This is a genomic window from Flavobacterium sp. SORGH_AS_0622 (assembly GCF_030818825.1).
Classification (GTDB): Bacteria; Bacteroidota; Bacteroidia; order Flavobacteriales; family Flavobacteriaceae; genus Flavobacterium.
Genome location: NZ_JAUTAX010000001.1, coordinates 1,148,160 through 1,170,280 on the forward strand (window position 1 = coordinate 1,148,160; position 22,121 = coordinate 1,170,280).

Below are 22,121 nucleotides of genomic sequence, written 5' to 3' on the forward strand. Positions count from 1 at the left end.
AAGTAGAATGTTTTCGCTAATTATTCTTTTTGATTTCCTCGATAAAAAAAGAAGTTGGCATTTCTGTTCTAGCTAGAAAGGCATGAGCAAATCTTTGTGTACTGCTAAATCCAGCAATATCAGCTAAAGCTCCATTGGAATATTTCCGAATTTTTTTATCTGTTTTTAATAATGAAATTAAGTAATCGATCTTAAGATCATTAATGTATTTGCTAAAAGTTTTTTCTCTATAGTAACTTATAATGGTTGATAAATACTTTGGATTAGAATTGAACATACCCGCAATCTTAGACAATGTTAAGTCTTTTTCTAAAAACTTCCTGTCCTTTTCAAATTTTTCAAGCTGCCTGAGAATCGTCGCTGCAGTTTCAGGGCTTATGTCTAAAATCGGTTCTTTGTTCGTTTTATTTTTTGATATATTTGAATGATCATTATTTAGCTGAACCATTAGTTCATCGAACTTCTTTTTATAAAACCGGCGATTTCGAAAATATTTATAAGTTAAAACAAACGATGTTGTAAATAGAATTACCACCGCAACTATGAACATAGTAACATGCTGTTTCTCCCGCATGAACTGAGCATTAATTTCATCCTTTTGATGTATTAGTTCGCTTGTGTCGTATTCTTTATGTATCCTTGTGACAAGGTATTTATAACTTTCATTTAGATAATTGTCTGCTTTCAGCAACTGATCTATCGAATATAGTTGTGCATTTAAATCATTTTTAGTCTTGTAATATTTAATTAATAATTCGTATGTCTCGCGTAGATATGGGTCAATGTACCCGGTTTTATTATATATACTGTCTACATTTTTAAAGAATCCAACCGCCTGATCATATTTCTTTAGTTGCCAGAAACTTTTTCCTATATAGAAATTCGCTATGGCAATTGTTCCGGAGTCTGTGCTCTTTCCAATAATCTTCAAGGCTTCTTTAAGATTTTCAATAGCGATATGATAATTATTCTCAAAAAAATGATTTACTCCTTCGGAATGTATGAAGTAAGGTTTCATTTCCAACTTTTGCAATCGTTCACTTTCAGCTATGCCCAGATTATTTGTTTCAGTACAATGACCATAGTTGCCAATCCTATTATAACATAAACCTAATAAATGCAGGGAGTTTAAATAAGGTCTTTCGTCTTGATTTTTAAAATGAGCGGTCGTTTCGGAAAGCAGGGATATTGCCTCGTCATAGAAACCTAAATATACCTTGATGTTGGCAATGTTATATTTTACTTTATAAATTAGGTAACTATCATTAGTTTGGGATATGTATTGGTTAGCAGTAATAAAGTTGTCTAATGCATGCTGAATATCATTTTTCCAATAATATGCAATCCCTTTTGAAAGATATGCCGAACCAATTAAGTCATTTTGTTTTGAAATCTTAGCTGCATAAATCATACTATCTGCGTAAATTAAGCGCAATTTTGATGGGGACTCATGCAATATGCTTTGGTATCCATTTAAAATTTCTTTCCAATTATTTTCTCTTTTTGCCTTAGCTAAATAACTATATAAATATACTGATGCACTAGAACTGTCTCCTCGAAGTTCATAAATTCTGTCATCAAGATAGCTGTAGGATTTATGTTTAAGGGAATCCGGGATTTTAAATATTTTTCTTTGGGAGTAAAGCAAATTTAAAGAACAAAGCAATAGTAAAAAGGAAGTTTTGTAATTCATGAGATTTGGGTTTTGAGATAAAATGCTCTATGCTCTACCCTTATTTCAAACTATAACAAGAGACATGATCACTTTACGATAGATTGACATAAAAGTAATATAAATTTTACATAATGCACTGATAAACAATGTTCTGTTTTATAAAATAGCCTATGGATTTTCCGAAAATCCATAGGCTATTTTCGGAAAAGCCACAAGCATTGTGTTGTCGGATAATTTTTATGCCAATAGATTTGCTTCGAATTCACAAGCAAAATATCAGGCAAGGTGCCAGATAAAAGTTCTGCTTATCCGGATGAAATGAACTGAGAAATAAAAATTCTCATTCACGTTCAAACACTCATATCATGAAAAATTTATTATTATGCAGTTTATTATTATTGATTTTATCTGCCTGTTCAAATGAATCAGATTTAACAGTATCGGGCACTACTAAATATGAACAAGGTAACTCTGTTGAGGATATTGCTTTTCCTTTAAATCCTAAAAATCCTTATGATCAAAAAGGGAAAAGGTATTACGAGGCCATGCAGGAATTTTACGTAGATAACCAAAAGCCTCAATCTATTGATGAAATACACACCCTTATTTCTTTTTTGACTGACTTCAATAAAAATAAGTTGTCGCATAAATCACAGGATCTCGGCTACACTACGGAAGAAATTGCTGCAATTCTGAGTAATCCGTCGATTAAGCTGCTTGAAATAGTAAACAATAGCCTAATCACTTCCCAGAGCAAATCGCAGCTTATTTCATTTATTGAATACTTAATTGAACAGCAAAATCTTGAGTATACAGAAATTCGCGACTATATACTTGCATTTGACTCAACAATTATTTCGAGCACAGTGATAAACGATGAAGAAAAAGAAACGATCCTTACAGTTTCAACCATTACAAGTTATGCTTTGTATGCTGAAGCAGAGCGTAAGGATAGGGATTGGGAGACTTCGGTTGGACACAAAAAGACAGCTCCAGTTTCTGGCTACGTCAGTACAATCGTTTCCATAATTGCACAATTGCAAAATATAGTGAACTAATTATTTTATCTAATCGATTCAAGAAAGTGAAACGCAGAAAAATGTTTTATACAGGCCTCATTCTTTTAAATATAGTTAGCCTTTATTTCATCATGACACTTTTTAGTTATGATGAAATAGTGGGCTATGTATTCGATGGAGAAAACAGAACCACGGATCCAAGATTGCTGGCTTATTTGTTTTTTATAACAAGTCTTTCAAATCTATACTTCATAGCATTTACGATAATGGAAATGATTTTTGATGATAGATCATGAATACAAATTTGATTTTATAGAACTTTTCAAACTTAAGTTATGATTAGAGATTTGATAAACCTAGATCTTGATAAGCTTCCAATTTCAGGATTGGCGATTCACTTTATAAAAAAATATGAAGTGATGACAAACATTTCGGAAGCATTCATCGTACCTAACTTCTCGCTACTTCTCCTAAAATCTGGAAAATTTAATATTCAACTAGAAGATATAACGCAAGAAATGAAAGAGAGAGATTTGCTGGTAATACCGCGCAACTCGTATTGTAGTTTGATAGAAGTTCATGGTAAAGTACAGTTGTATCTTATTTCTTTCAGCACTGATTATGCAATTAGAAACGGAATGAAAAAAGAGCTAATAGAATCTTTTTATTTCGTTATAGGATTAAAAGCTGTTAAGATTGGACTTGAGGAGAAAGAATTTTTAGTTCTATCACTGATCTTCAAGCTGATTTATTTTGTAAACAAAGATGCGCAGAATGGCTCTCAGGATTTGGATCTTCAGAAAATTGGTTTTACCCTTTTACTATATGAACTTCGGCTTATATACAATAAATACACACCAGAACATATCCAGCAAATTACCCAAAAGGAAAATTTAATTATGCGCTTTTTTACTATATTGTCAATTCATTATAAAAAGCAGCATGATGCAAAATTCTACGCTGGCGCGCTCTATGTAACGCCCGGCCATTTAAATAAAGTTGTAAAACAAATAACAGGTAAATCGATAAAAAGACTAATTGTTCAAACTATAATTACGGAAGCGGAAATTTTACTCGATGATCTAACTATAACAATTGCAGAAATTGCGGATGAATTAGAGTTTCCTAGCGCCAACAGTTTCAGTGTTTTTTTTAAGAAACATTCCTCTATCTCCCCATCACAGTATCGTTTAAATGCAGCGGAAAAATTCAAAACACACTAGTATTTGTTGGATTATTTGTTAACTAAAACAGTAATACAATGAACAAAATATATCCTTTAGAATGGTTTGATCTAATCATTTCACAGAAATTAGCTCCTGAAAATCAGATAGCTGAAAGTTTGTCTAAGCAGGACTTTACAATACTGTCCGAGCATATTGAAAAAGAATCAAAGAACATTCAAAACTATTTGAAACGAGAAATATTTCTACTTCGAAGAAAAAGAGAAGTAAGGCTGCAGGTAAGAAAGTATCATTCGACGGTGATATATTTATTAGACATCATAATAGAATATCAAAAATCGAATATTATAGATAACTCACAAGCATCCTCTCTTTATCAAATATTCCAGGCCAAGCTGGAAGAATTGCTTTTAGTTATTGAAAGCCGGTTTTCAGATTTTCTAGGACTTGATGAAAGGGTGCCGATTACTTATTTGATGCTTTCAAGAAGTGAATTGGAATTAAAGCTAAAAAAACTTTCAGCAAATGCTTATACAGGATTACATGGTAGAGTATTAGAAATTGTTGTCAAAAATCTATCTCAACTCCTTGAAAGATTCTCTGGAAGAAAGATTACATATCGCCAGCTGTTGTATCAAAAGGAACTTTTAACCGCTATTAAAAATATCGATAAGAGTACTGATATAAATATCTTTTCAAATATTGATAAACTTCTTATTGAAAAGAATTTTAACAGCTCAGAATATGCCAATTACATCATCGAGCATATAAATAATGAGATTGATGACGAACAGTCGATTCCATACAGAATTACTAGGCTTCTTTTCTATCAGAAGGAGTTTGTGCAGATTTATTCAAACGAAAATATGTCCTTTGATCCCAGCAGGAATAACATAAAAGCTGAGGTAGGAAAATGGTTCGAGCTGGAAATTTATTTTCTGGAGAGAAAACTTGAATTATTAATAAAAGCAGATGTTCATGGTATCAGTGAAGACACTCAAAATGCGGACAAGGATTCTAAAATTGAATGCGACCTGTCAGCCGATCAGCTCGCATTAATTCTGAGAGCGGCGGATGAGTCAAGGATTGTTAAAGCCCGATCAATGAATTATTTCTTCAGGATGATTATCCCATACTTATCCACACCTTTTAAGAAAGAGCTTTCATATAAATCCGTCCGAAGTAAATCCTATAACGCTGAAGACCGTGATAAGGATATAGCGGTAGAGACGCTACAGAAAATCATAAAAAAAATAAACACTTATTAAATTGATTTTTAAGATTTTCTAAAAGTATTAAGTAACAAATTTTATTAACTACGACCAATATAAAAATCAAAGGATTATGACACTTATTGCAATATTTTTTCCGTCAATCTCTTTTCTTTTAAGAGGTAAACTTTTAACTGCACTGCTCTGTTTGATTCTGCAGATTACTTTAATCGGCTGGATTCCTGCTGCAATATGGGCAGTAGTTTCATTGCAGAATTCAAGAGCCGACAGTCGTAACAACAAATTAATTAAGGCTATGAAAAAGTAAAAGGCCAAATTTTAAATAAGTCAAAGCTTGCAAGAAATAATGAAACCCATTATTTCTTGCGAGCTTTTTTTGTTGTAGCGCCCGTAAACACTAGGGGTACAAAAGGGTACAACAAAGTTGTACTTGTAGAAAATTTATTCTAATCGTTCCTTTGACCTGCAATTAAAATCGCAACGATCCAAATGTGATTTAAGGCAGGAGATGATGTCTAACGATAAATGAAGATGATTATGCTTTCAAATATTTCATGGAGTAAATATGCGCTAATAGTTATTGTAGTATTAGTTTTTTGGTACATTTTTATAATACGTAAATTTTATTCTGGTTGGCTCAAAGAATTGCTCAACGGTAAACAAAAAATTAAGCTGTTTAAAAATAATTCCAAAAAGGAAAACAATCTGAGTATCGATATGTTTTCAGAATTCAAAGAACCTTTTGATACTCTGGAAGATGCCAGAGAGCTCTTTACTAAACTTGAAAAAGCAGTTGCAGAGTCGAGTCAAGCCAATCTTTCGGTAACTGAATTCAAAAACTATATAAGATTTATACTTGAAGGATATCCATATGTTAAGAAATCCTCTCTTCGAGAAAAAATCAATTCTCTTATGGTCTCAGAATGCGAAAAGCACCCACAGCTGGTTATAACTTACCCGGAAATGGATGGGTTGTGGGATGAGGCCATTTAATAAAAATTTACAGAGGAATATTCCCCGTCCGTGCTTGTGCGGTATGGTAAAATGTGACAATGAGAATAGCTGATGTGACGGCGGAATTCCTCTGTTTTATTACAGTTAATATAACCTTTAAATGATGAATGATGAAAAAGTGGAGATGGAAATTAAAGAGTTTGAAGTTTAGGATTAAGAGGGTAATAACATTTATTATTCTATTAATTATAAATGCAGGGGTATACGCCCAAGATGGAGTAGCGGGTATTAACGAGGCCAATCAAAAGGTGAGAAGTTATTTTGATGCCGGAACAGAGTTAATGTATGCAGTCGGTGCAATCCTCGGTCTAATTGGAGCTGTGAAAGTTTACCAAAAATGGAACGCCGGAGATCCTGATACCGGTAAAGTAGCCGCTGCCTGGTTTGGAAGCTGTGTTTTTTTAGTGGTGGTGGCCACAGTTATCAAATCTTTTTTCGGTGTGTAATGGCAGTGAGTGTTTACCAGATAAATAAAGGTATCAATCAGAGTATTGAATTTAAAGGTCTTAAAGCGCAATATATATGGTATTTGGGTGGAGGAGTTGTATTGCTTATGATTGTTTTTGCCGTGCTCTACATCATTGGGATTCCGTCATTGATCTGCATTGGATTTATTGGAATATCAGGAACTATTCTGGTTTTAAAAATCTACAAAATGAGCAATACTTATGGCGAACATGGTATGATGAAAGCAATTGCGAGGAAACAGCTTCCGAAATTTATCAAAGTAAACAGCAGGCGTGTTTTTATGATATGATAGCTGTAGATAGTTAAAAGATAAAAGAAGTGAGAAATGGAAAAGATGATAGAAGGAATTTTACCGATACTGGATGTTGAGCACAACTGTATTTTATCAAAACAAGGAGATGTTACCATTGTATTTAAAGCAGAACTTCCAGAGATTTTTACGATGTCTGATCAGGAGTATGAGGCTTTCCATCAGTCATGGATTAAAGCGGTAAAGATTCTGCCGAAATTTTGTGTCTTTCATAAGCAGGACTGGTTTTTAGAAAAAGCTTACAAAGCTGATTTTACAATCGATGATACCAGTTTTTTAAGCAGAAGCAGTGAGCGCTTCTTTAATGAACGACCATTTTTGGATCACAGCTGTTATATTATGCTGACGAAAAAGCCAGCAGGGAGAAAGAATTCCAGTTCCTTGTTTTCGACACTGATCAGAAGCTCTCCTGTCCCTGAGGAAACTTTAAAGCCTCAGCTGCTTCAGGATTTTCTGGATTCGGCAGGTCAGTTTAAAAGGATTTTAGAAGACAGCGGATTTGTAAAGTTGAACCAGCTTAGAAATGAAGAGCTTAAAAGCCAGAGCAGAAAAAAAGGGCTTATAGAGCAGTACTGCTTTTTATCGGAGAAGGAAAATGAATTTATATTTAATGATGTTTATTTTAAAGACGGGCTGAGAATAGGGGATAAGCACTGCCAGCTTTTTACCCTTGGGGATGCGGCTGATCTTCCGGGTTTATGCGGATCAAGAATTAATTTTGATCGTTACTCTACCGATAAGACCAAGTTCAGCATCGGTTTTGCTTCAACACTAGGACAGCTTTTATCATGTAACCACATTTACAATCAGTATATTTTTATTGAGGATTCTCAGAAGACCATTCAGAAGCTGGAAAGTAAAAGACTAAGACTGCAGTCGTTGTCAGCCTACAGCAGGGAAAATATGATTGCCCGTGATGCGACCAATGATTTTCTGAATGAAGCCATTGCACAGCAGAGGCTTCCTGTAAAAGCACATTTTAATGTATTGGCATGGACTGACAATGAAGAAAGTCTTAAGGAAGTGAAAAACAAGGTTTCATCAGCCCTCGCGCAGATGGATGCGGCGGCAAAGCAGGAAACAGTCGGAGCACCTCAGATTTACTGGGCAGGAATGCCTGGCAACGCGGCTGATTTTCCAATGAATGATACGTTTGACACTTTCTCGGAACAGGCAGTCTGTTTTTTAAATATGGAAACGGGATATCGATCCTCATTAAGCCCTATGGGAATCAGGTTAGGCGACCGATTGACAGGAAAACCGGTTCATGTGGACATCAGCGATGAACCTGTCAAAATTGGAATCTGCACCAACCGAAACAAATTCATTCTCGGACCCTCTGGAAGCGGCAAGTCATTTTTTACCAATCATATGGTCAGAAGTTATTACGAACAGGGAACCCATGTGGTGCTGGTCGATGTAGGCCACAGTTACAAAGGATTATGTGATATGGTGAATGGTTATTATTTTACTTACGATGAAAAGAACCCAATCCGTTTTAATCCTTTTTATATCTCGGAAGGGGATATTCTGGACACCGAGAAAAAAGAAAGCATCAAAACACTGCTGCTGGCACTTTGGAAAAAAGATGATGAAACCTTCAACAGAAGTGAGTATGTAGCCCTTTCAAATGCCTTGCAGCTGTATTATGAAAAACTCGATAGCGAGAAAGAAATTTTCCCCTGTTTTAACAGCTTCTATGATTTTCTAAAAAATGAGTTTGTCAAAATTTTGGAGAGTGATAAGGTAAAGGAGAAAGATTTTGACATTACTAATTTTCTCTATGTGTTAAGACCTTATTATATAGGAGGAGAGTTTGATTACCTGCTCAATGCAACGGAGAACCTTGATTTATTAAAAGAAAGATTTATTGTATTTGAGCTCGATAACATTAAAGATCATCCGATACTTTTCCCTGTTGTGACAATCATTATCATGGAGGTTTTTATCAGTAAGATGAGAAAGCTCAAAGGCATCCGTAAAATGATCTTGATTGAAGAGGCTTGGAAAGCAATCGCGAAAGAAGGAATGTCCGAATACATTAAGTATTTATTTAAGACTGTGCGCAAGTTCTTTGGAGAAGCCATTGTGGTAACCCAGGAGGTAGAAGACATTATTTCTTCCCCTGTTGTCAAACAGGCAATTATCAATAATAGTGACTGTAAAATACTTCTCGATCAGAGCAAATATCAAAACAAATTTGACCAGATACAGGAACTGCTGGGGCTTACGGAAAAGGAGAAAGCACTGGTGCTGTCAGTGAATAAAGCCAATGATCCTTCAAAGAAATATAAAGAGGTATTTATATCATTGGGCAGCATGTCTTCCAAAGTCTATAGAACAGAGGTTTCCCTTGAGGAATATCTTGCCTATACAACTGAGGAAAGCGAGAAGGTAAAAGTGAGCCGGTATGCTGCAAAGTTTGGAGGTGACATCAAAAAAGGAATTGCAGCACTGGCCAATGAGATTAGAAACGGCAATTAAAAAAAAGAAAAATGAAAGCAAGAATAATTACCTGCATAATCTGTCTGCTTTTAATAAGCACTCCCGCCAGACCTGCAGAAAAAATAGCTGTACTGCCGATACTTGAAATTGTAAAAGCAGTGACTAAAAAAGTTATCAAAGCAATTGACCTGAGGATTCAGAAACTGCAGAACAAAACCATCTGGCTTCAGAACGCCCAGAAAAAAGTTGAAAATGTCCTGTCGAAATTAAAACTAGATGAGATATCCGATTGGACCAAAAAGCAGAAAGAACTCTATAAGGAATATTATGAAGAACTCGCCAAAGTGAAATCTGTAATCACGTATTACCAGCGGATAAAAGAAATCACTAAAAAACAGACCAGACTGGTTCAGGAATATGAAAAGGTATGGAAACTTTTCAAACAGGATGCTCATTTTAAAGAAAGTGAAATAGAGTATATGGAACGTGTCTATACGGGTATTCTGGAGGAAAGCGTCAAGAAAATCGACCAGATATTTCTAATACTGGATTCTTTTACAACACAGATGAGTGATCTGCAGCGACTTGAAATCATAAATAGGGCTGCTGATGAAATTGACTCCAATTACGATGACCTTACCCTGTTTAACCAGCAGAATATAATGCTGAGTCTTCAAAGAGCTAAAACAGAAGCTGATGTTAATCAGGTGAAACAATTTTACGGAATTCCATAATTAAGCAAGATAATTATGAAAAAAATCATTTTAACAGCAGCCATGGTACTGGTATTATTTCAGGGACTCCACGCGCAGGCAAAGCAGAGAAAGGAGCTGCTGCTGCAGATTGCAGCGCTTCAGGTTTACATTGATTATGCAAAAAAAGGATATTCTGCCGTTTCCAAAGGCCTGAATTTTATTTGGGGATTTAAAGAAAGGGGAATTGAACCTGCACGGGGATTATTTTGCTTCACTTTTAAAAGTTAATCCCAAAGTCAGGAACTATTATAAGACAGCCGAAATTATTTCTATACAGCTGAAAATTATTAAAATTTACAGAAAGACTTGCAGTAATCTTAAGGGAGCTGATCTGTTTCATGGAAATGAACTCGATTATGTTGAGCGCTCTTTTAGACGCCTTCTTGGAAACTGCAGTGATACTTTGGATCAACTAATTACACTTACCACTGATTCAAAACTAGAACTCACCGATGACCAGCGTATAGAGCGTATTGATACGCTTCATAAAACGATGCTTGAAGATTATAACTTCTGTATTTCTTTTAGTCGTGAGGCAGAGATTTTGTCTTTATCAAAAGCAAAAAGTGAAAAAGATACAAAGGCGGTGCGAGGCATGTACGACCTATAAAACAAAGAATCATGAAAAAAATATCATTTACAATAATTACCTTATTTATCCTGTCTGTTCCTTTTAAAGCCGAGGCACAGTCGGCAGAAATCCAGCAGCTGATCTTAAATATCGAAAAGCTTTCGCAGTTCAAAAAGATTTTAAGCGACATGAAAAAAGGATACGAGCTGCTGTCGGAAGGATATAAGACGGTAAAAGATATGTCGGAAGGAAATTTCAGCCTTCATAAAACTTTTTTAGATGCGCTCCTGCAGGTCAGCCCCGCAGTCAAGAACTATAAAAGGGTGGGGGATATTGTAAATCTGCAAATTCAGCTGGTCAGGGAAAGTAAAAAAGGTCTAGCTCGTTTTGCACAAAGCGGAAGTTTCAGCCAGAAGGAACTCAGCTACTTTGAAAAAGTCTATGGAAATCTGTTAAAGCAAAGCCTGAGAAACTTGGATGAACTCACTATGGTGATCACAGCCGATAAGCTCAGGATGTCAGATGACGAAAGACTTGATGCAGTGGATAGTGTTTATCTGGAGATGCAGGATAAGATAGCATTTCTTCGAAATTTTAATGCATCGTCAAACGTCCTGCTGCTGCAGCGAGCAAGAGAATCAAAGGATGTTTTTTCCTCTAAGGAACTTCATGAATTAAAAAACTAAGATGATGAATGTTTTAAAAAGCTTTAAAAGAATGTTTCTGATAATCGCAATTGTGTTTATGCCTTGCGCTGTTAAGTCGCAGGGACTTGGAGACGATATGCAGAGCCTGCACTCGGTATTGGACCAGCTCTATGATGAGATGATGCCCTTATGCAGTAATTTGTTGGCTGTGGGGCAGGGGATTGCAGGATTTGGAGCGGTCTGGTATATAGCTTCGCGTGTATGGCGACATATTGCAAATGCGGAACCAATTGATTTTTATCCCCTTTTCAGGCCTTTTGCGATCGGCTTTTGTATTATGATTTTTCCTTCAGTCCTGGCACTTATCAACGGGGTTATGAAACCGACTGTTACTGCCACCGCTGCAATGGTGGCGGGTTCAAATAATGCGGTTGCTGTTCTTTTGAAAGAAAAGGAAAAAGCAATCAAGGAAACCGACCCTTGGAAAATGTATGTTGGTGCGACAGGTGCCGGAGACCGTGATAAATGGTATAAATATACCCACGAGGAAGATCCATCAGATGAAAGCATGCTGGCAGGAATTGGAAACGATGTCAAATTTGCCATGGAAAAAGCATCCTATAGCTTTCGCAATTCTGTTAAGGAGTGGCTTAGTGAGGTGCTTAGGGTGTTATTTGAATCTGCTGCTCTATGCATTGATACACTCAGGACATTTCAACTCGTTGTACTGTCGATTTTAGGACCTCTTGTATTTGGAATAGCTGTTTTTGAAGGGTTTCAGCATACCCTTACGGTATGGCTAGCACGTTATATCAATATCTACCTCTGGCTTCCTGTAGCCAACATTTTTGGAGCCATAATAGGAAAGATTCAGGAACTCATGCTGAAGCTTGATCTCTCGCAGGTAGAGGCTACAGGTGATACCTTTTTCAGCAGAACTGACATTGCCTATTTAATTTTTATGATCATCGGTATTATAGGCTATTTTACTGTCCCCTCAGTGGCTAACTATATTGTGCATGCTGCTGGAGGAGGGGCTTTAGGGCAGAAAGTTACCAGTTTATTCGGCAGTTCATCAAATACAATTGTTACCAGAACAACGCAGGGAGCTGGAATGGTTCTCGATGCAATGGGTGATGCTGATACCAGAATGACACGGAGCATGTCTTCTTCGGCGGGAAGCAGTCCCTATTTTGCTGAAAAAAGCAGTTATATGGGCGATAAGCTTCAAGGAAATTCAAAATAAACTTAAAAGAAGTGCTCATGTTTACCAAAATGAAAAATATCGATACGGCATTCCGATATGTAAGAGGGTTTACCATGCTGATAATCGTGGGATGCATCATTATCTGCTGCTACACCCTGTATAAAAGTTTTGAATCTGTAACTCTTATGCAGGACAAAGTATATATCCTGGCTAACGGCAAAGCGCTAGAAGCCTACTCTTCAGACCGCAGGGATAATGTCCCGGTGGAAGCAAGGGATCATGTGAAAACATTCCACAAGTTTTTCTTCACTCTTGATCCGGATGATAAAGTAATTAAAACAAATATTACCAAAGCCCTTTATCTGGCTGATGACAGTGCTAAACGGATTTATGACGATCTGAAAGAAAATGGTTTTTATTCCGGAATTATTTCGGGAAATATAAGCCAGACCATTCAAATTGATAGCATTACAATAGACATAAAAGTATATCCTTATCGGTTTAACTGCTATGCAAAACAGAATATTATCAGGACAACCAGTATTTTGAAAAGAAACCTCATAACCCAGGGAAGCCTGCGTAATGTATCAAGAAGTGATAATAATCCGCACGGTTTTCTTATTGAACGCTGGGAGACAATCGAAAACAAGGACATCGGTGTTGAAAACAGGAAATGAGAGATGATGAAAATGCTATTTAAAAAACGGGATCAGCCTTTTGTTTATCCTGATTATTACCTGCAGCTGCAGAACTGGTGGGCTGGCAGAATGAGTGAAGTCACTTCAGGTCTATCAAAGACAAAACTTATCTGTATGCTGATTCTATTTATCGTTTTAACGGGCAGTTACTTCATTTATAATATCTGTGTAACAATGTCAGCAGATGATCCGCTTTTTAAAAATACAGCTGCAATTTCTAAGGTGAAAGCAATCAATCTAAAAAAGTAATTCAATTATGGAAACAAAAACAATATCAATCAAAGAATCAAAAAAAAGAAAAATGCTTTTAGTGCTGCCTTTAATTACACTTCCTTTTATTACCGTACTATTCTATATTTTGGGTGGCGGAATAATGGAAACAGCAGCAGGCTTAAGTGAACAAAAAAAAGGCTTCAATTTTAATCTTCCAGTACCAAAATTTAAAGAAGATTCTGCTCTTGATAAAATGAGCTACTATGATCAGGCATCATCAGACTCGTTAAAACTGCTGGAACAGATTAAAAAAGATCCCAATTACTCTAATGCTGAATTGTTGAAGGATTTTGGGGGAAAATTTACCGAGGAAGATTTTGAAAGACAGATTTATCCAAAAGGACAAACTGGATTTAATTCCGCTGCGCTTCAGCAGGGAAATGAAAAGAAAGTGTTTGAGAAAATAAAGGCGCTGCAAAAGGTAATTAACCAACCTGTAGCTGCGGATAAATACGGTCAGGATATGAGAGAGTTTGAAAACTACGGGGCATCAAATGAAACATCGAAAGAGATAAAAGACCTGGAACAGATGATGTCTTCCATGGGAGCTGTTCAGGAACCTGACCCGGAACTCCAGCAGCTTGGAGGAATGCTGGAAAATATCTTAGATATCCAGCACCCTTCCCGAGTACAGGAAAGATTAAAACAGTCCTCTGATAATAAAAAGGGGAAAATCTTTAGTGTTAATCGTAAAAAAGAAATTGATAATTCCACTTTGCTGGAGCAGCGATCTGGCATTTTAGATACCTCAAAACGAAATTCCTTCTATGCAGCAGAAGAGAGTTTACAAGCCGATTATCAGCCTAATTCAATTGAAGCAGTAATACACGAGACACAGACTATTGTAAACGGATCTATTGTGAAACTAAGGCTTTGCAGTGAAATTACGCTGCAGGGTATGGTAATCCCTAAAAATACATTCTTATATGGAATTGCTTCTTTGAAAGGAGAGCGGCTGGAAGTTAAAGTGAATAACATCCAGTATAGAAACTCCATCTATCCAGTTGAACTAACGGTTTATGATCTTGACGGAATTGACGGCATTTATATCCCGGGCGCTATAAACAGGGATGTTGCGAAAGCCTCCGCTGACCGCTCTATTCAGACATTGGGACTCACGGGTCTGACTGATTCATGGGGTGCGCAGGCTGCTGGAATGGGAATTGAAGCTGCCAAAAGTCTTATGAGTAAAAAGGTCAAGCTGATAAAAGTTGTGGTAAAGGCAGGGTATCAGGTACTGCTATACGATGAGAAACGATAGAATTTGAAATAACTAAAAGATTTAAAAATGAAAAATAAAAATTGGATTTATCTGCTGTGTTTTATTATAACAGCGGTATCAGGATTTGCACAATCAGTTAATAAAAAAACGAGCTATAATGCGGACCAGCTTAAAAATATTCAGATTGGGTATTCAAAAACGACAAGCATCGTTTTTCCCTATCCGATCAAGAGCATGGATAAAGGAAGTGCTGATGTGCTGATGCAGAAAGCTAAAGGTGTTGAAAACATTCTATTGCTTAAGGCAGGAAAGGAGAATTTCACCCAGACTAATCTGACCGTTGTTACAGCTGACAGCCGTCTTTATGTATTTGTACTGAACTATGACGAAAACTGCGCTGATTTAAATATAAGGGCCGATAATCTGGGGGTAGTAAATGAAGATATTTTGTTTTCAATCGAAAATGAAAATCAAAAGAAAATTGAACAATATGCGACGCTCGCTTTAGCTAAAAAGAAAAAGATAAACGGACTGCAGCGTTCAAAATTTGAAATAAAACTTACAGTCAGCGGTATTTTTATTCATGAAGATATCATGTATTTGAGAATTGTAATAGATAATGCTTCGAAAATTAATTATGACATTGACCAGCTTCGTTTTTTTATCCGCGACAAGAAGAAATCAAAACGCACAGCATCTCAGGAAATTGAAATACTTCCCCTGTATGCTGCTAACAGCCGAAATGTAATTGCTGATAAATCTGAAGTAACCGCTGTTTATGCCCTGCCAAAGTTTACAATCCCCGATAAAAAATATTTGACAATACAGCTTATTGAAAAGAACGGAGAAAGGCAGCTGGAAGTAGATATTAAAAATAACCTGACCGATAAAATATTTCCGTTGTAAGAATTAGGTAATTGTGCCTTAAATATCACAAGAATATCATGACAATAAATATTAATGATGTTGAAATTCTCTTGAGCCTAGCAGAGGAATTTGCTGAAGTGGGCTACAACTTTACTGCGTTTGAAGTGGATCGAATTTGCGATGCCGATAATATCGAGTTTTTCAGAAACACTTGGGATGCACAAGAATACTGCTTTATTATGACTAATGATGCAGACTATTTTAAGAGTGTAACGACAGAATCACTTATAAACGATTTAAGATTGGTTCTTGAAAGCGGTATAGATGTTTCGCAGAATGAAGCCTTTGATCTTACTGGTTTTGCCAATCGGGAAAGGGATAGAAAAGAATTATTAGAAAATAACTTAAATACAAATATGATGAATCAGAAAAATTTAGAATACCTGAAAGACCAGTTAAAATATACTGGATTTGGAGAGACGTTCGATCACGACCTGAAAGAAAAGATGATGCGGGGTGAGAAAGAATTTAAGATTAACAGAGAAGGAGTGTACGGGACGGATTCCATGAATGCAACGCTGAATTTTAAAAAGTCAGATCAGAGTGATATGTATTTTTTTAATTCGTATCATGTAAATCTTCAAAAAGAAAATTCAAAAGAATCTTTAGAACAAACCTTTTATATAAATAGCAACGGTGGTAATATTACGCTCAAAGAGGCTTACAATTTAATGGAAGGCCGTTCTGTAAATAAAGATCTAAAGAATAAGGACGGAGAACTTTATAATTGTTGGATTCAAATAGACTTTAAAAATAGTGATGACGGTGGCAACTTCAAACTTAATCACTATCATCAAAATTACGGCTACGATCTAGAAGCCAGTGTTGCTAAGCACTCAATTAAGGAATTGGAAACCCCCAAGTATAAAGAGGATTTGTTGAATTCTCTTAAGAAAGGAAATCTTCAATCAGTAACCTTTGTAGTTGGTGGTGTTGAAAACAAGATGTATATCGAAGCAAATCCACAATTTAAGACTGTAAAGGTTTTTGATGAAAACATGCAGAGAATTAATCACCGTGAAAGTAAAGATGAGAAGAAATCAATACTTGAAAATCAATCTGTTTCGAAAGAACAAAAAAAAAGTAGTGTCGGTAATGTTGACTCTTCAGATTCTGAAATGACAAAAAATAATAGAAAGAGTAAATCGCATTCGATGTAATGATGGAAAATTTAAAACCCCTATCTGATTTTTTCACAGCTATTGAAAAGGATTTTCGTATCAGCTCCACGCATATTGCCATTTATGCGGCTCTTCTTAAATTCAGATCAGATATGGGTTTTATTAATCCTATTGCGGCATCAGCTGACGATATAAAGCATATTGCCAAGCTTTCTTCTTCAAAAGTTTATCTAAAATGTGTAAGCGAGCTGGATAAATATGGCTATTTACAATACGTGCCGGTAAAAAAAAGAAAACAAAAAAGCAGGATTTATTTTCATTTGGAATGAGCTTAAAAAATGTTAATTATGAAAAAAACAAAAATTTCGGAGTGCTTAGAGAAACTTTTAAATCATGAATCAAGATTAAGTTTGGTTGAAAGAATTTTGAAGCATAAGAATTTAAATGGTGATATTAATAAAATATCCAATTCTGTTTCTAATTCAGCTAAATGCAAAAGCTCATATAATAAGATTGAATTTGCTAATCTTTTTTACATCCTCATGGACGAAGAAATATTGTTCTTCCAAAAATGTGATAAAAAAAACAACAGGATTGAATTTCAAAAGTTTTTAGAAAGCTATTTTACCTATTCCGGAAAAAATGACAAACAATGTGAAATCAAAAATATCAGTAAAGAATTTGCTGAAAGTAAGGGGTATACCTACAGAGAAAAACAAATTGAATTTTTGAATTTGTTGATTTTTAAACTGCATCAAAGAAAGTTGAGAATTGAAAATTGGTAAACTGCGAGAAATTTTATTATTAATAATTAACATACTTTATAAATGAAAAAAGATTTGAAAAAGAAGAAACTCTCTCTAATAATGAGAGTCAAAGAAATGATTGATCCTCTAGTTGTAAAACTTGATACTATTGATTCTAAAATAAAAGCAAAAGGATATGACAGCAGACCTGCTTATTATAGGAATGAAGACCTAAAAAATATATTCGGTCTCTCACCAAACACAATAATAAAATATAGACAGACTGGAATTTTGCCTTACTCAAAACTTGGCGAAATTTTCCTGTACGATTCCATGTTAATAGAAAAAATTCTTCAAGAAAATCAAAGTTAATAACTGAAATTGGTTGTAAATACTGAATATTTTTTTTTGGAGAATAACTAATATTCTGGCTTTAATAAGTGGACTAAAGTGAATTGCCGAATCTACAGATAAACCTGAGAGGAGACAGCGCGATAATAAAGACACACCTGGAAAACTCCTTCTTTTAAAACGAGTAAGGAAACTGGAAAATAATTTAAAAAGGCGGAGAATTTCAAATTTGAAATTCTCCGCCCTTTTTTTAGGAAACTTTTTCTTCATATCTAGATTTAACCATGTTCATATCCTCCATTATATTTACATCAAGAACCTTTGCATAATGCTGCGTTTGTTTGATGTTAGTGTGACCCATCATAGCTGAAACATTTTCAAGTCTGACTCCGTTGCCAAGAGTTACTGTCGTTGCAAAAGTATGTCTTGACACATACCAGGTGAGGTACTTGTTAATTCCACAGACATCGGCGATTTCCTTTAAATAAGCATTCATTTTCTGATTTGAAATGCTCGGCAGTAATCCCAGTTGTTTTCCTTTGTATTTCTGAATGATTTTTTCTACTGGCGGCATGACTGGAACGTTTTCCTTTATGGATGTCTTTGTTCTATTTGATATAATCCACTGGTTCCCGTCATTGTCTTTTGATATATTTTTTTGCGAAAGTTTTAAAGCATCAGTTGGAGCATACCCCGTGTAACAGCTGAATAGAAAGATATCTTTGACCCTGTCAAGTCTTTCAGTAAAGAAGACTTTTTTCTCGATGGCATCAAGTTCTGACTGCGTCAGAAATACAGCATCTTTAACACTGAGTTTTCCGTCATATACATTAAACGGATTTTTTTGGATTAGATCCATTCTGATGGCATAATTAAAAGCAGTTTTATACATCTTTATGTATTTTACCACCGAGTTGTTTTTTATCCCTAAATGGCCTTTAAAATTGCTCTCATATTTGAGGAATTCTTCAAGATTGTATATAAAAGAACTTGATATTTCGTCAGCAGGGATATCAGCTAAATTGTATTTTCTGATCATGAAGTTGGAGATAAGTTCAGTACTCCTCTTATATTTTTGAAGTGATGCTGAAGCTCTTTCACCTGCTTCTACTTTTTTTGTAAAGAATTTATTATGACGCTGCATGATTTGAAGCAGGGTCGTTCTGTTTGTCTGTACTTTTGATTTTCCTGAAAGTTCTGCCTTCAGTACTTCTAGAGGAACATCTGGGTCGACGTTAAAAAGCTTATTGAATTTCTTGTCGACAGTTAGACGGTAAATATCCAGATAGTTTTTAAGAACTTTTTCTTTTTCTGTCCTCAGAAGAATTCTTAATTTGTTTGTGTAGTCCCATCTTTCCTTGGATATGGTCTTTCCGGTACTTAATGAAATTCTTTTTTGGTTGAATGTGATGCGTGCAAATATTGAAAACTCTCCGTTTTTATCTGCCTTTTCTGATTTCAGGTAAAAAATTACTTTTAACATGCTTTCTAGTTTTTAAATTAATACTCAAATTGATTTAAAAATTTCGAAACACACCTTTGTTTTCAGGGAATCCCACGAGAATTCTCTTTAATCTAGTACACTTTTTTTATGGTCAAAACCCACCAAAATAAAAGTGTACTAATAAGTGTACCACGCTTTGCAATAACATGTGATTTTTGACAATTGCCAAAAAGTGAAAAACCCTTTAAATACAAGTATTTAAAGGGTTTTAACTTTTAAAGTTTCCTTTTGAAACTTCATCTGGCGGAGAAAGAGGGATTCGAACCCCCGGACCTGTTACAGTCAACAGTTTTCAAGACTGCCGCATTCGACCGCTCTGCCATTTCTCCAGTATGCTGCTACCATTTTCTGATTGCGAGTGCAAAGATAAGGTGTTTTTTGAATTGTGAAAATTTTTTTGGAACTATTTGCAAAGAAAATAATTTACCCATAAAAAAAGTAAAATCATTGATTAAGCTAAAGATTTATAACTGAATTAGAAACGTAGAAAGAGTGATTAGAGTATTGTGTTGTTTTGATAATATTTTGTTTTTCTGAGATTCAGATAATTTTACATTACGGTGAGATACTAAGTAACAAATTACAAGATTTACGACATATAATCAAACCATATAAAATGATGACACTTATAGCAATATTTTTCCCGTGTATCTCCTTTCTATTAAGAGGTAAAATTTTGACGGCTTTACTTTGTTTAATTTTACAGCTTACTTTAATTGGCTGGTTGCCTGCTGCCATATGGGCTGTAATTTCGCTTCAGAATTCGAGAGCGGACAGACGTAATGCGAGATTAATAAAAGCGATGAAAAATAGGTGATTAATTGTTTTTTTTTTTTTTTTCGTTTCTAAAGTTTTTTGAACAAACCATTTTTAGGATAGGAGAGCTCCACTTAAAACATGTATGTATTGATGAGCATTGAAAATTTAAAATGCTTTTTTAAGGATGTTATATTAAAAAGAAAACCCTTAACAAAGTTAAGGGTTTAAATTTCAGCGGAGAAAGAGGGATTCGAACCCCCGGACCTGTTACAGTCAACAGTTTTCAAGACTGCCGCATTCGACCGCTCTGCCATTTCTCCAGTATGTCGCTATCATTTCGTGATTGCGAGTGCAAATATAGTGCGCTTTTCCGATTATAAAAACTTTTTTCTGAGTTTTTTTAATATAATTTTCAAGTATCTAATTATCAGTATTTCCGAAACACGATTTTTTTGTAAATTAATCCAAATCGTCCAAAATCGGGGTCGGTTTTTTGTTCTCATCAACTGCAACAAAAGAAAAAGTTCCCGAAACTACCGTTTCGCGAAGCTCAGAATACATTTGTTCCATAAAAATATCAACATGGATTTTACAGCTGGTTCTTCCAACGCTGTCTACTTTTGCAACTAATTCGATTAAAGTACCGGCCGGAATTGCTTTTTTAAAGTCAATTTGTCCTGTAGATATTGTAACAACTTTTTTACGGCTAAAGCGTGTTGCGCAAATGAAAGCAACTTCATCCATTAAATGAAGTGCAGTTCCTCCAAATAAAGTATCATAATGGTTAGTTGTGCTTGGAAAAACGGCTTTGAATATACGTGTCTCAGATTTCTGAATTCTTTCTTCTATTGTTCCCATATTAGTAATTAACGTATTCTGTAATTTCAAGTCCGTAACCAATCATACCAACACGTTTTGTTTGCTCTGTATTCGAAACTAATCTAATTTTAGAAATATCAATATCATGAAGGATTTGAGCGCCAATTCCGTAGTCTTTGCTGTCAATAATAACTTTTGGAGCTTTTAATGTTCCTTGCGATTGGAGTGATTTAAGTTCTGAAATTCTGTTTAAAAGATTTACGGCGGTCATATCTTGATTGATAAAAATAACAGCACCTTTTCCGTTTTCATTAATCACTTTAAACATGTCGTCTAATTGCTGTTCTGCATTATTAGTCAATGTTCCTAATAAATCATTATTTACCTGAGAAGAGTGGATTCTAGTTAATATAGGTTCTCCAGAACTCCATGTTCCTTTTGTTAATGCAATATGAATTTGTTTATTGGTAGTCTGCTCGTAAGCTCTCAAACGAAAAGTTCCAAAACGAGTTTCAATATCAAAATCTTCTTTTTTAACGATCAAACTATCGTGCTGCATTCTGTAAGCAACCAAATCTTCAATCGAAACTAATTTCAAATTAAATTTCTGCGCCACTTTTATCAATTCAGGTAAGCGAGACATTGTTCCGTCTTCGTTTAAGATTTCACAGATTACACCAGCTGGTTTAAATCCTGCTAGACGGGCAAAATCAATTGCGGCTTCAGTATGGCCGGTTCTTCTTAAAACGCCACCTTGTTTAGCGATTAAAGGGAAAATATGACCAGGACGAGCTAAATCGTGAGGTTTTGTGTTAGGATCAACCAAAGCTTCAACTGTTTTAGAACGGTCGGCAGCCGAAATTCCAGTTGTTACTCCATTACCTTTTAAATCAACAGAAACTGTAAAAGCGGTTTCCATATGATCTGTATTGTTCGTAACCATGGCACGTAGATCTAATTCTTTACAACGGCTTTCTGTTAATGGTGTACAGATTAAACCGCGTCCGTGGGTAGCCATAAAATTGATCATTTCTGGAGTTATTTTTTCAGCTGCTGCTAAAAAATCACCTTCGTTTTCACGATCTTCATCATCGACTACAATGATTACTTTACCTTGACGAATATCTTCTATAGCTTCTTCAATGGTATTCAGTTGTATTTTTGTTGTTGACAT

Annotated in this window: 26 protein-coding genes and 2 tRNA genes; 22 read left to right on the forward strand and 6 right to left on the reverse strand. The window is 35.3% G+C overall.

All coding sequences use genetic code 11. The annotated features are described in order from the left end of the window. Window positions 1-16 precede the first annotated feature (16 nt). On the reverse strand, window positions 17-1,693 hold the full coding sequence (locus QE431_RS04920; protein WP_307293232.1) for an AraC family transcriptional regulator: 1,677 nt from the start codon (window positions 1,691-1,693) through the stop codon (window positions 17-19). 347 nt (window positions 1,694-2,040) lie between these two features. Between QE431_RS04920 and QE431_RS04925 the strand changes: the two genes are divergently transcribed. The 21 genes from QE431_RS04925 (at window position 2,041) to QE431_RS05025 (ending at window position 17,886) form a co-directional block, all read left to right on the forward strand. Next, window positions 2,041-2,733, forward strand: a complete 693-nt coding sequence (locus QE431_RS04925; RefSeq protein ID WP_307293234.1) for a hypothetical protein — start codon at window positions 2,041-2,043, stop codon at window positions 2,731-2,733. A 296-nt stretch (window positions 2,734-3,029) separates the two neighbouring features. Then, on the forward strand, window positions 3,030-3,917 hold the full coding sequence (locus tag QE431_RS04930; protein WP_307293236.1) for a helix-turn-helix domain-containing protein: 888 nt from the start codon (window positions 3,030-3,032) through the stop codon (window positions 3,915-3,917). Between the two features lie 38 nt (window positions 3,918-3,955). Continuing rightward, on the forward strand, window positions 3,956-5,146 hold the full coding sequence (locus QE431_RS04935; RefSeq protein WP_307293239.1) for a hypothetical protein: 1,191 nt from the start codon (window positions 3,956-3,958) through the stop codon (window positions 5,144-5,146). A gap of 76 nt (window positions 5,147-5,222) precedes the next feature. After that, window positions 5,223-5,417: a YqaE/Pmp3 family membrane protein gene (locus QE431_RS04940; RefSeq protein ID WP_307293241.1), complete on the forward strand. Its 195-nt coding sequence runs from the start codon at window positions 5,223-5,225 to the stop codon at window positions 5,415-5,417. Between the two features lie 230 nt (window positions 5,418-5,647). Beyond that, entirely contained in the window at window positions 5,648-6,103 is a 456-nt protein-coding gene (locus QE431_RS04945; protein ID WP_307293243.1) for a hypothetical protein, read from the forward strand. A 131-nt stretch (window positions 6,104-6,234) separates the two neighbouring features. Then, entirely contained in the window at window positions 6,235-6,570 is a 336-nt protein-coding gene (locus QE431_RS04950; RefSeq protein ID WP_307293246.1) for a DUF4134 domain-containing protein, read from the forward strand. Beyond that, a complete protein-coding gene (locus QE431_RS04955; RefSeq protein WP_307293247.1) occupies window positions 6,570-6,881 on the forward strand; it encodes a DUF4133 domain-containing protein in 312 nt (103 codons plus the stop codon). Before QE431_RS04950 ends, QE431_RS04955 begins: the two co-directional genes overlap by 1 nt. Before the next feature lie 36 nt (window positions 6,882-6,917). After that, complete coding sequence (locus tag QE431_RS04960) at window positions 6,918-9,386, forward strand: TraG family conjugative transposon ATPase (protein ID WP_307293250.1); 2,469 nt, start codon at window positions 6,918-6,920, stop codon at window positions 9,384-9,386. An 11-nt stretch (window positions 9,387-9,397) separates the two neighbouring features. Continuing rightward, the gene (locus tag QE431_RS04965) at window positions 9,398-10,081 is read left to right on the forward strand and encodes a conjugal transfer protein TraI (RefSeq protein ID WP_307293253.1); all 684 of its coding nucleotides are present in this window, start codon (window positions 9,398-9,400) and stop codon (window positions 10,079-10,081) included. Window positions 10,082-10,096: 15 nt separating this feature from the next. Next, window positions 10,097-10,330, forward strand: coding sequence for a hypothetical protein (locus QE431_RS04970; protein WP_307293256.1), 234 nt, complete (start codon window positions 10,097-10,099; stop codon window positions 10,328-10,330). After that, complete coding sequence (locus QE431_RS04975; protein ID WP_307293258.1) at window positions 10,287-10,712, forward strand: hypothetical protein; 426 nt, start codon at window positions 10,287-10,289, stop codon at window positions 10,710-10,712. The genes QE431_RS04970 and QE431_RS04975 overlap by 44 nt, the downstream gene beginning before the upstream one ends. 11 nt (window positions 10,713-10,723) lie before the next feature. Beyond that, on the forward strand, window positions 10,724-11,359 hold the full coding sequence (locus QE431_RS04980; RefSeq protein WP_307293261.1) for a TerB family tellurite resistance protein: 636 nt from the start codon (window positions 10,724-10,726) through the stop codon (window positions 11,357-11,359). 31 nt (window positions 11,360-11,390) lie between these two features. Further along, window positions 11,391-12,566 (forward strand): conjugative transposon protein TraJ, encoded by a 1,176-nt coding sequence (gene traJ, locus QE431_RS04985; RefSeq protein ID WP_373428950.1) that lies wholly within the window; start codon window positions 11,391-11,393, stop codon window positions 12,564-12,566. Between the two features lie 17 nt (window positions 12,567-12,583). Then, the gene (gene traK, locus QE431_RS04990) at window positions 12,584-13,204 is read left to right on the forward strand and encodes a conjugative transposon protein TraK (RefSeq protein ID WP_307293264.1); all 621 of its coding nucleotides are present in this window, start codon (window positions 12,584-12,586) and stop codon (window positions 13,202-13,204) included. A gap of 3 nt (window positions 13,205-13,207) precedes the next feature. Further along, window positions 13,208-13,474: a hypothetical protein gene (locus tag QE431_RS04995; protein ID WP_307293266.1), complete on the forward strand. Its 267-nt coding sequence runs from the start codon at window positions 13,208-13,210 to the stop codon at window positions 13,472-13,474. A gap of 7 nt (window positions 13,475-13,481) precedes the next feature. After that, window positions 13,482-14,759, forward strand: coding sequence for a conjugative transposon protein TraM (gene traM / locus QE431_RS05000; protein ID WP_307293269.1), 1,278 nt, complete (start codon window positions 13,482-13,484; stop codon window positions 14,757-14,759). A gap of 27 nt (window positions 14,760-14,786) precedes the next feature. Next, window positions 14,787-15,626 carry a conjugative transposon protein TraN gene (gene traN / locus QE431_RS05005; protein WP_307293271.1) on the forward strand — a complete coding sequence of 280 codons (840 nt, stop codon included), beginning with the start codon at window positions 14,787-14,789 and terminating at the stop codon, window positions 15,624-15,626. A gap of 38 nt (window positions 15,627-15,664) precedes the next feature. Continuing rightward, a complete protein-coding gene (locus tag QE431_RS05010) occupies window positions 15,665-16,807 on the forward strand; it encodes a hypothetical protein (RefSeq protein WP_307293273.1) in 1,143 nt (380 codons plus the stop codon). Further along, window positions 16,807-17,097, forward strand: coding sequence for a hypothetical protein (locus QE431_RS05015; RefSeq protein WP_373428842.1), 291 nt, complete (start codon window positions 16,807-16,809; stop codon window positions 17,095-17,097). The genes QE431_RS05010 and QE431_RS05015 overlap by 1 nt, the downstream gene beginning before the upstream one ends. Window positions 17,098-17,115: 18 nt before the next feature. Then, window positions 17,116-17,553, forward strand: coding sequence for a hypothetical protein (locus QE431_RS05020; RefSeq protein WP_307293276.1), 438 nt, complete (start codon window positions 17,116-17,118; stop codon window positions 17,551-17,553). 42 nt (window positions 17,554-17,595) lie between these two features. Continuing rightward, window positions 17,596-17,886 (forward strand): helix-turn-helix domain-containing protein, encoded by a 291-nt coding sequence (locus QE431_RS05025; RefSeq protein WP_307293279.1) that lies wholly within the window; start codon window positions 17,596-17,598, stop codon window positions 17,884-17,886. Window positions 17,887-18,115: 229 nt separating this feature from the next. On the opposite strand, the gene QE431_RS05030 is transcribed toward QE431_RS05025, so the two are convergent. Together QE431_RS05030 and QE431_RS05035 are read right to left on the reverse strand one after the other, a co-directional pair. Beyond that, complete coding sequence (locus tag QE431_RS05030) at window positions 18,116-19,348, reverse strand: site-specific integrase (RefSeq protein ID WP_307293282.1); 1,233 nt, start codon at window positions 19,346-19,348, stop codon at window positions 18,116-18,118. A gap of 262 nt (window positions 19,349-19,610) precedes the next feature. Beyond that, window positions 19,611-19,698: transfer RNA gene (locus QE431_RS05035), tRNA-Ser, on the reverse strand. A gap of 290 nt (window positions 19,699-19,988) precedes the next feature. On the opposite strand from QE431_RS05035, the gene QE431_RS05040 reads away from it, so the two are divergent. Continuing rightward, window positions 19,989-20,186, forward strand: a complete 198-nt coding sequence (locus QE431_RS05040) for a YqaE/Pmp3 family membrane protein (protein WP_307300514.1) — start codon at window positions 19,989-19,991, stop codon at window positions 20,184-20,186. A 177-nt stretch (window positions 20,187-20,363) separates the two neighbouring features. Here the strand turns inward: QE431_RS05040 and QE431_RS05045 are convergent. From QE431_RS05045 to ribB, 3 genes are all read right to left on the reverse strand, one after another. Next, window positions 20,364-20,448 (reverse strand) — tRNA-Ser (locus tag QE431_RS05045). 139 nt (window positions 20,449-20,587) lie between these two features. Next, window positions 20,588-20,986, reverse strand: coding sequence for an acyl-CoA thioesterase (locus tag QE431_RS05050; protein WP_057119338.1), 399 nt, complete (start codon window positions 20,984-20,986; stop codon window positions 20,588-20,590). A gap of 1 nt (window position 20,987) precedes the next feature. Continuing rightward, window positions 20,988-22,121 carry a 3,4-dihydroxy-2-butanone-4-phosphate synthase gene (ribB, locus tag QE431_RS05055; RefSeq protein WP_057119336.1) on the reverse strand — a complete coding sequence of 378 codons (1,134 nt, stop codon included), beginning with the start codon at window positions 22,119-22,121 and terminating at the stop codon, window positions 20,988-20,990.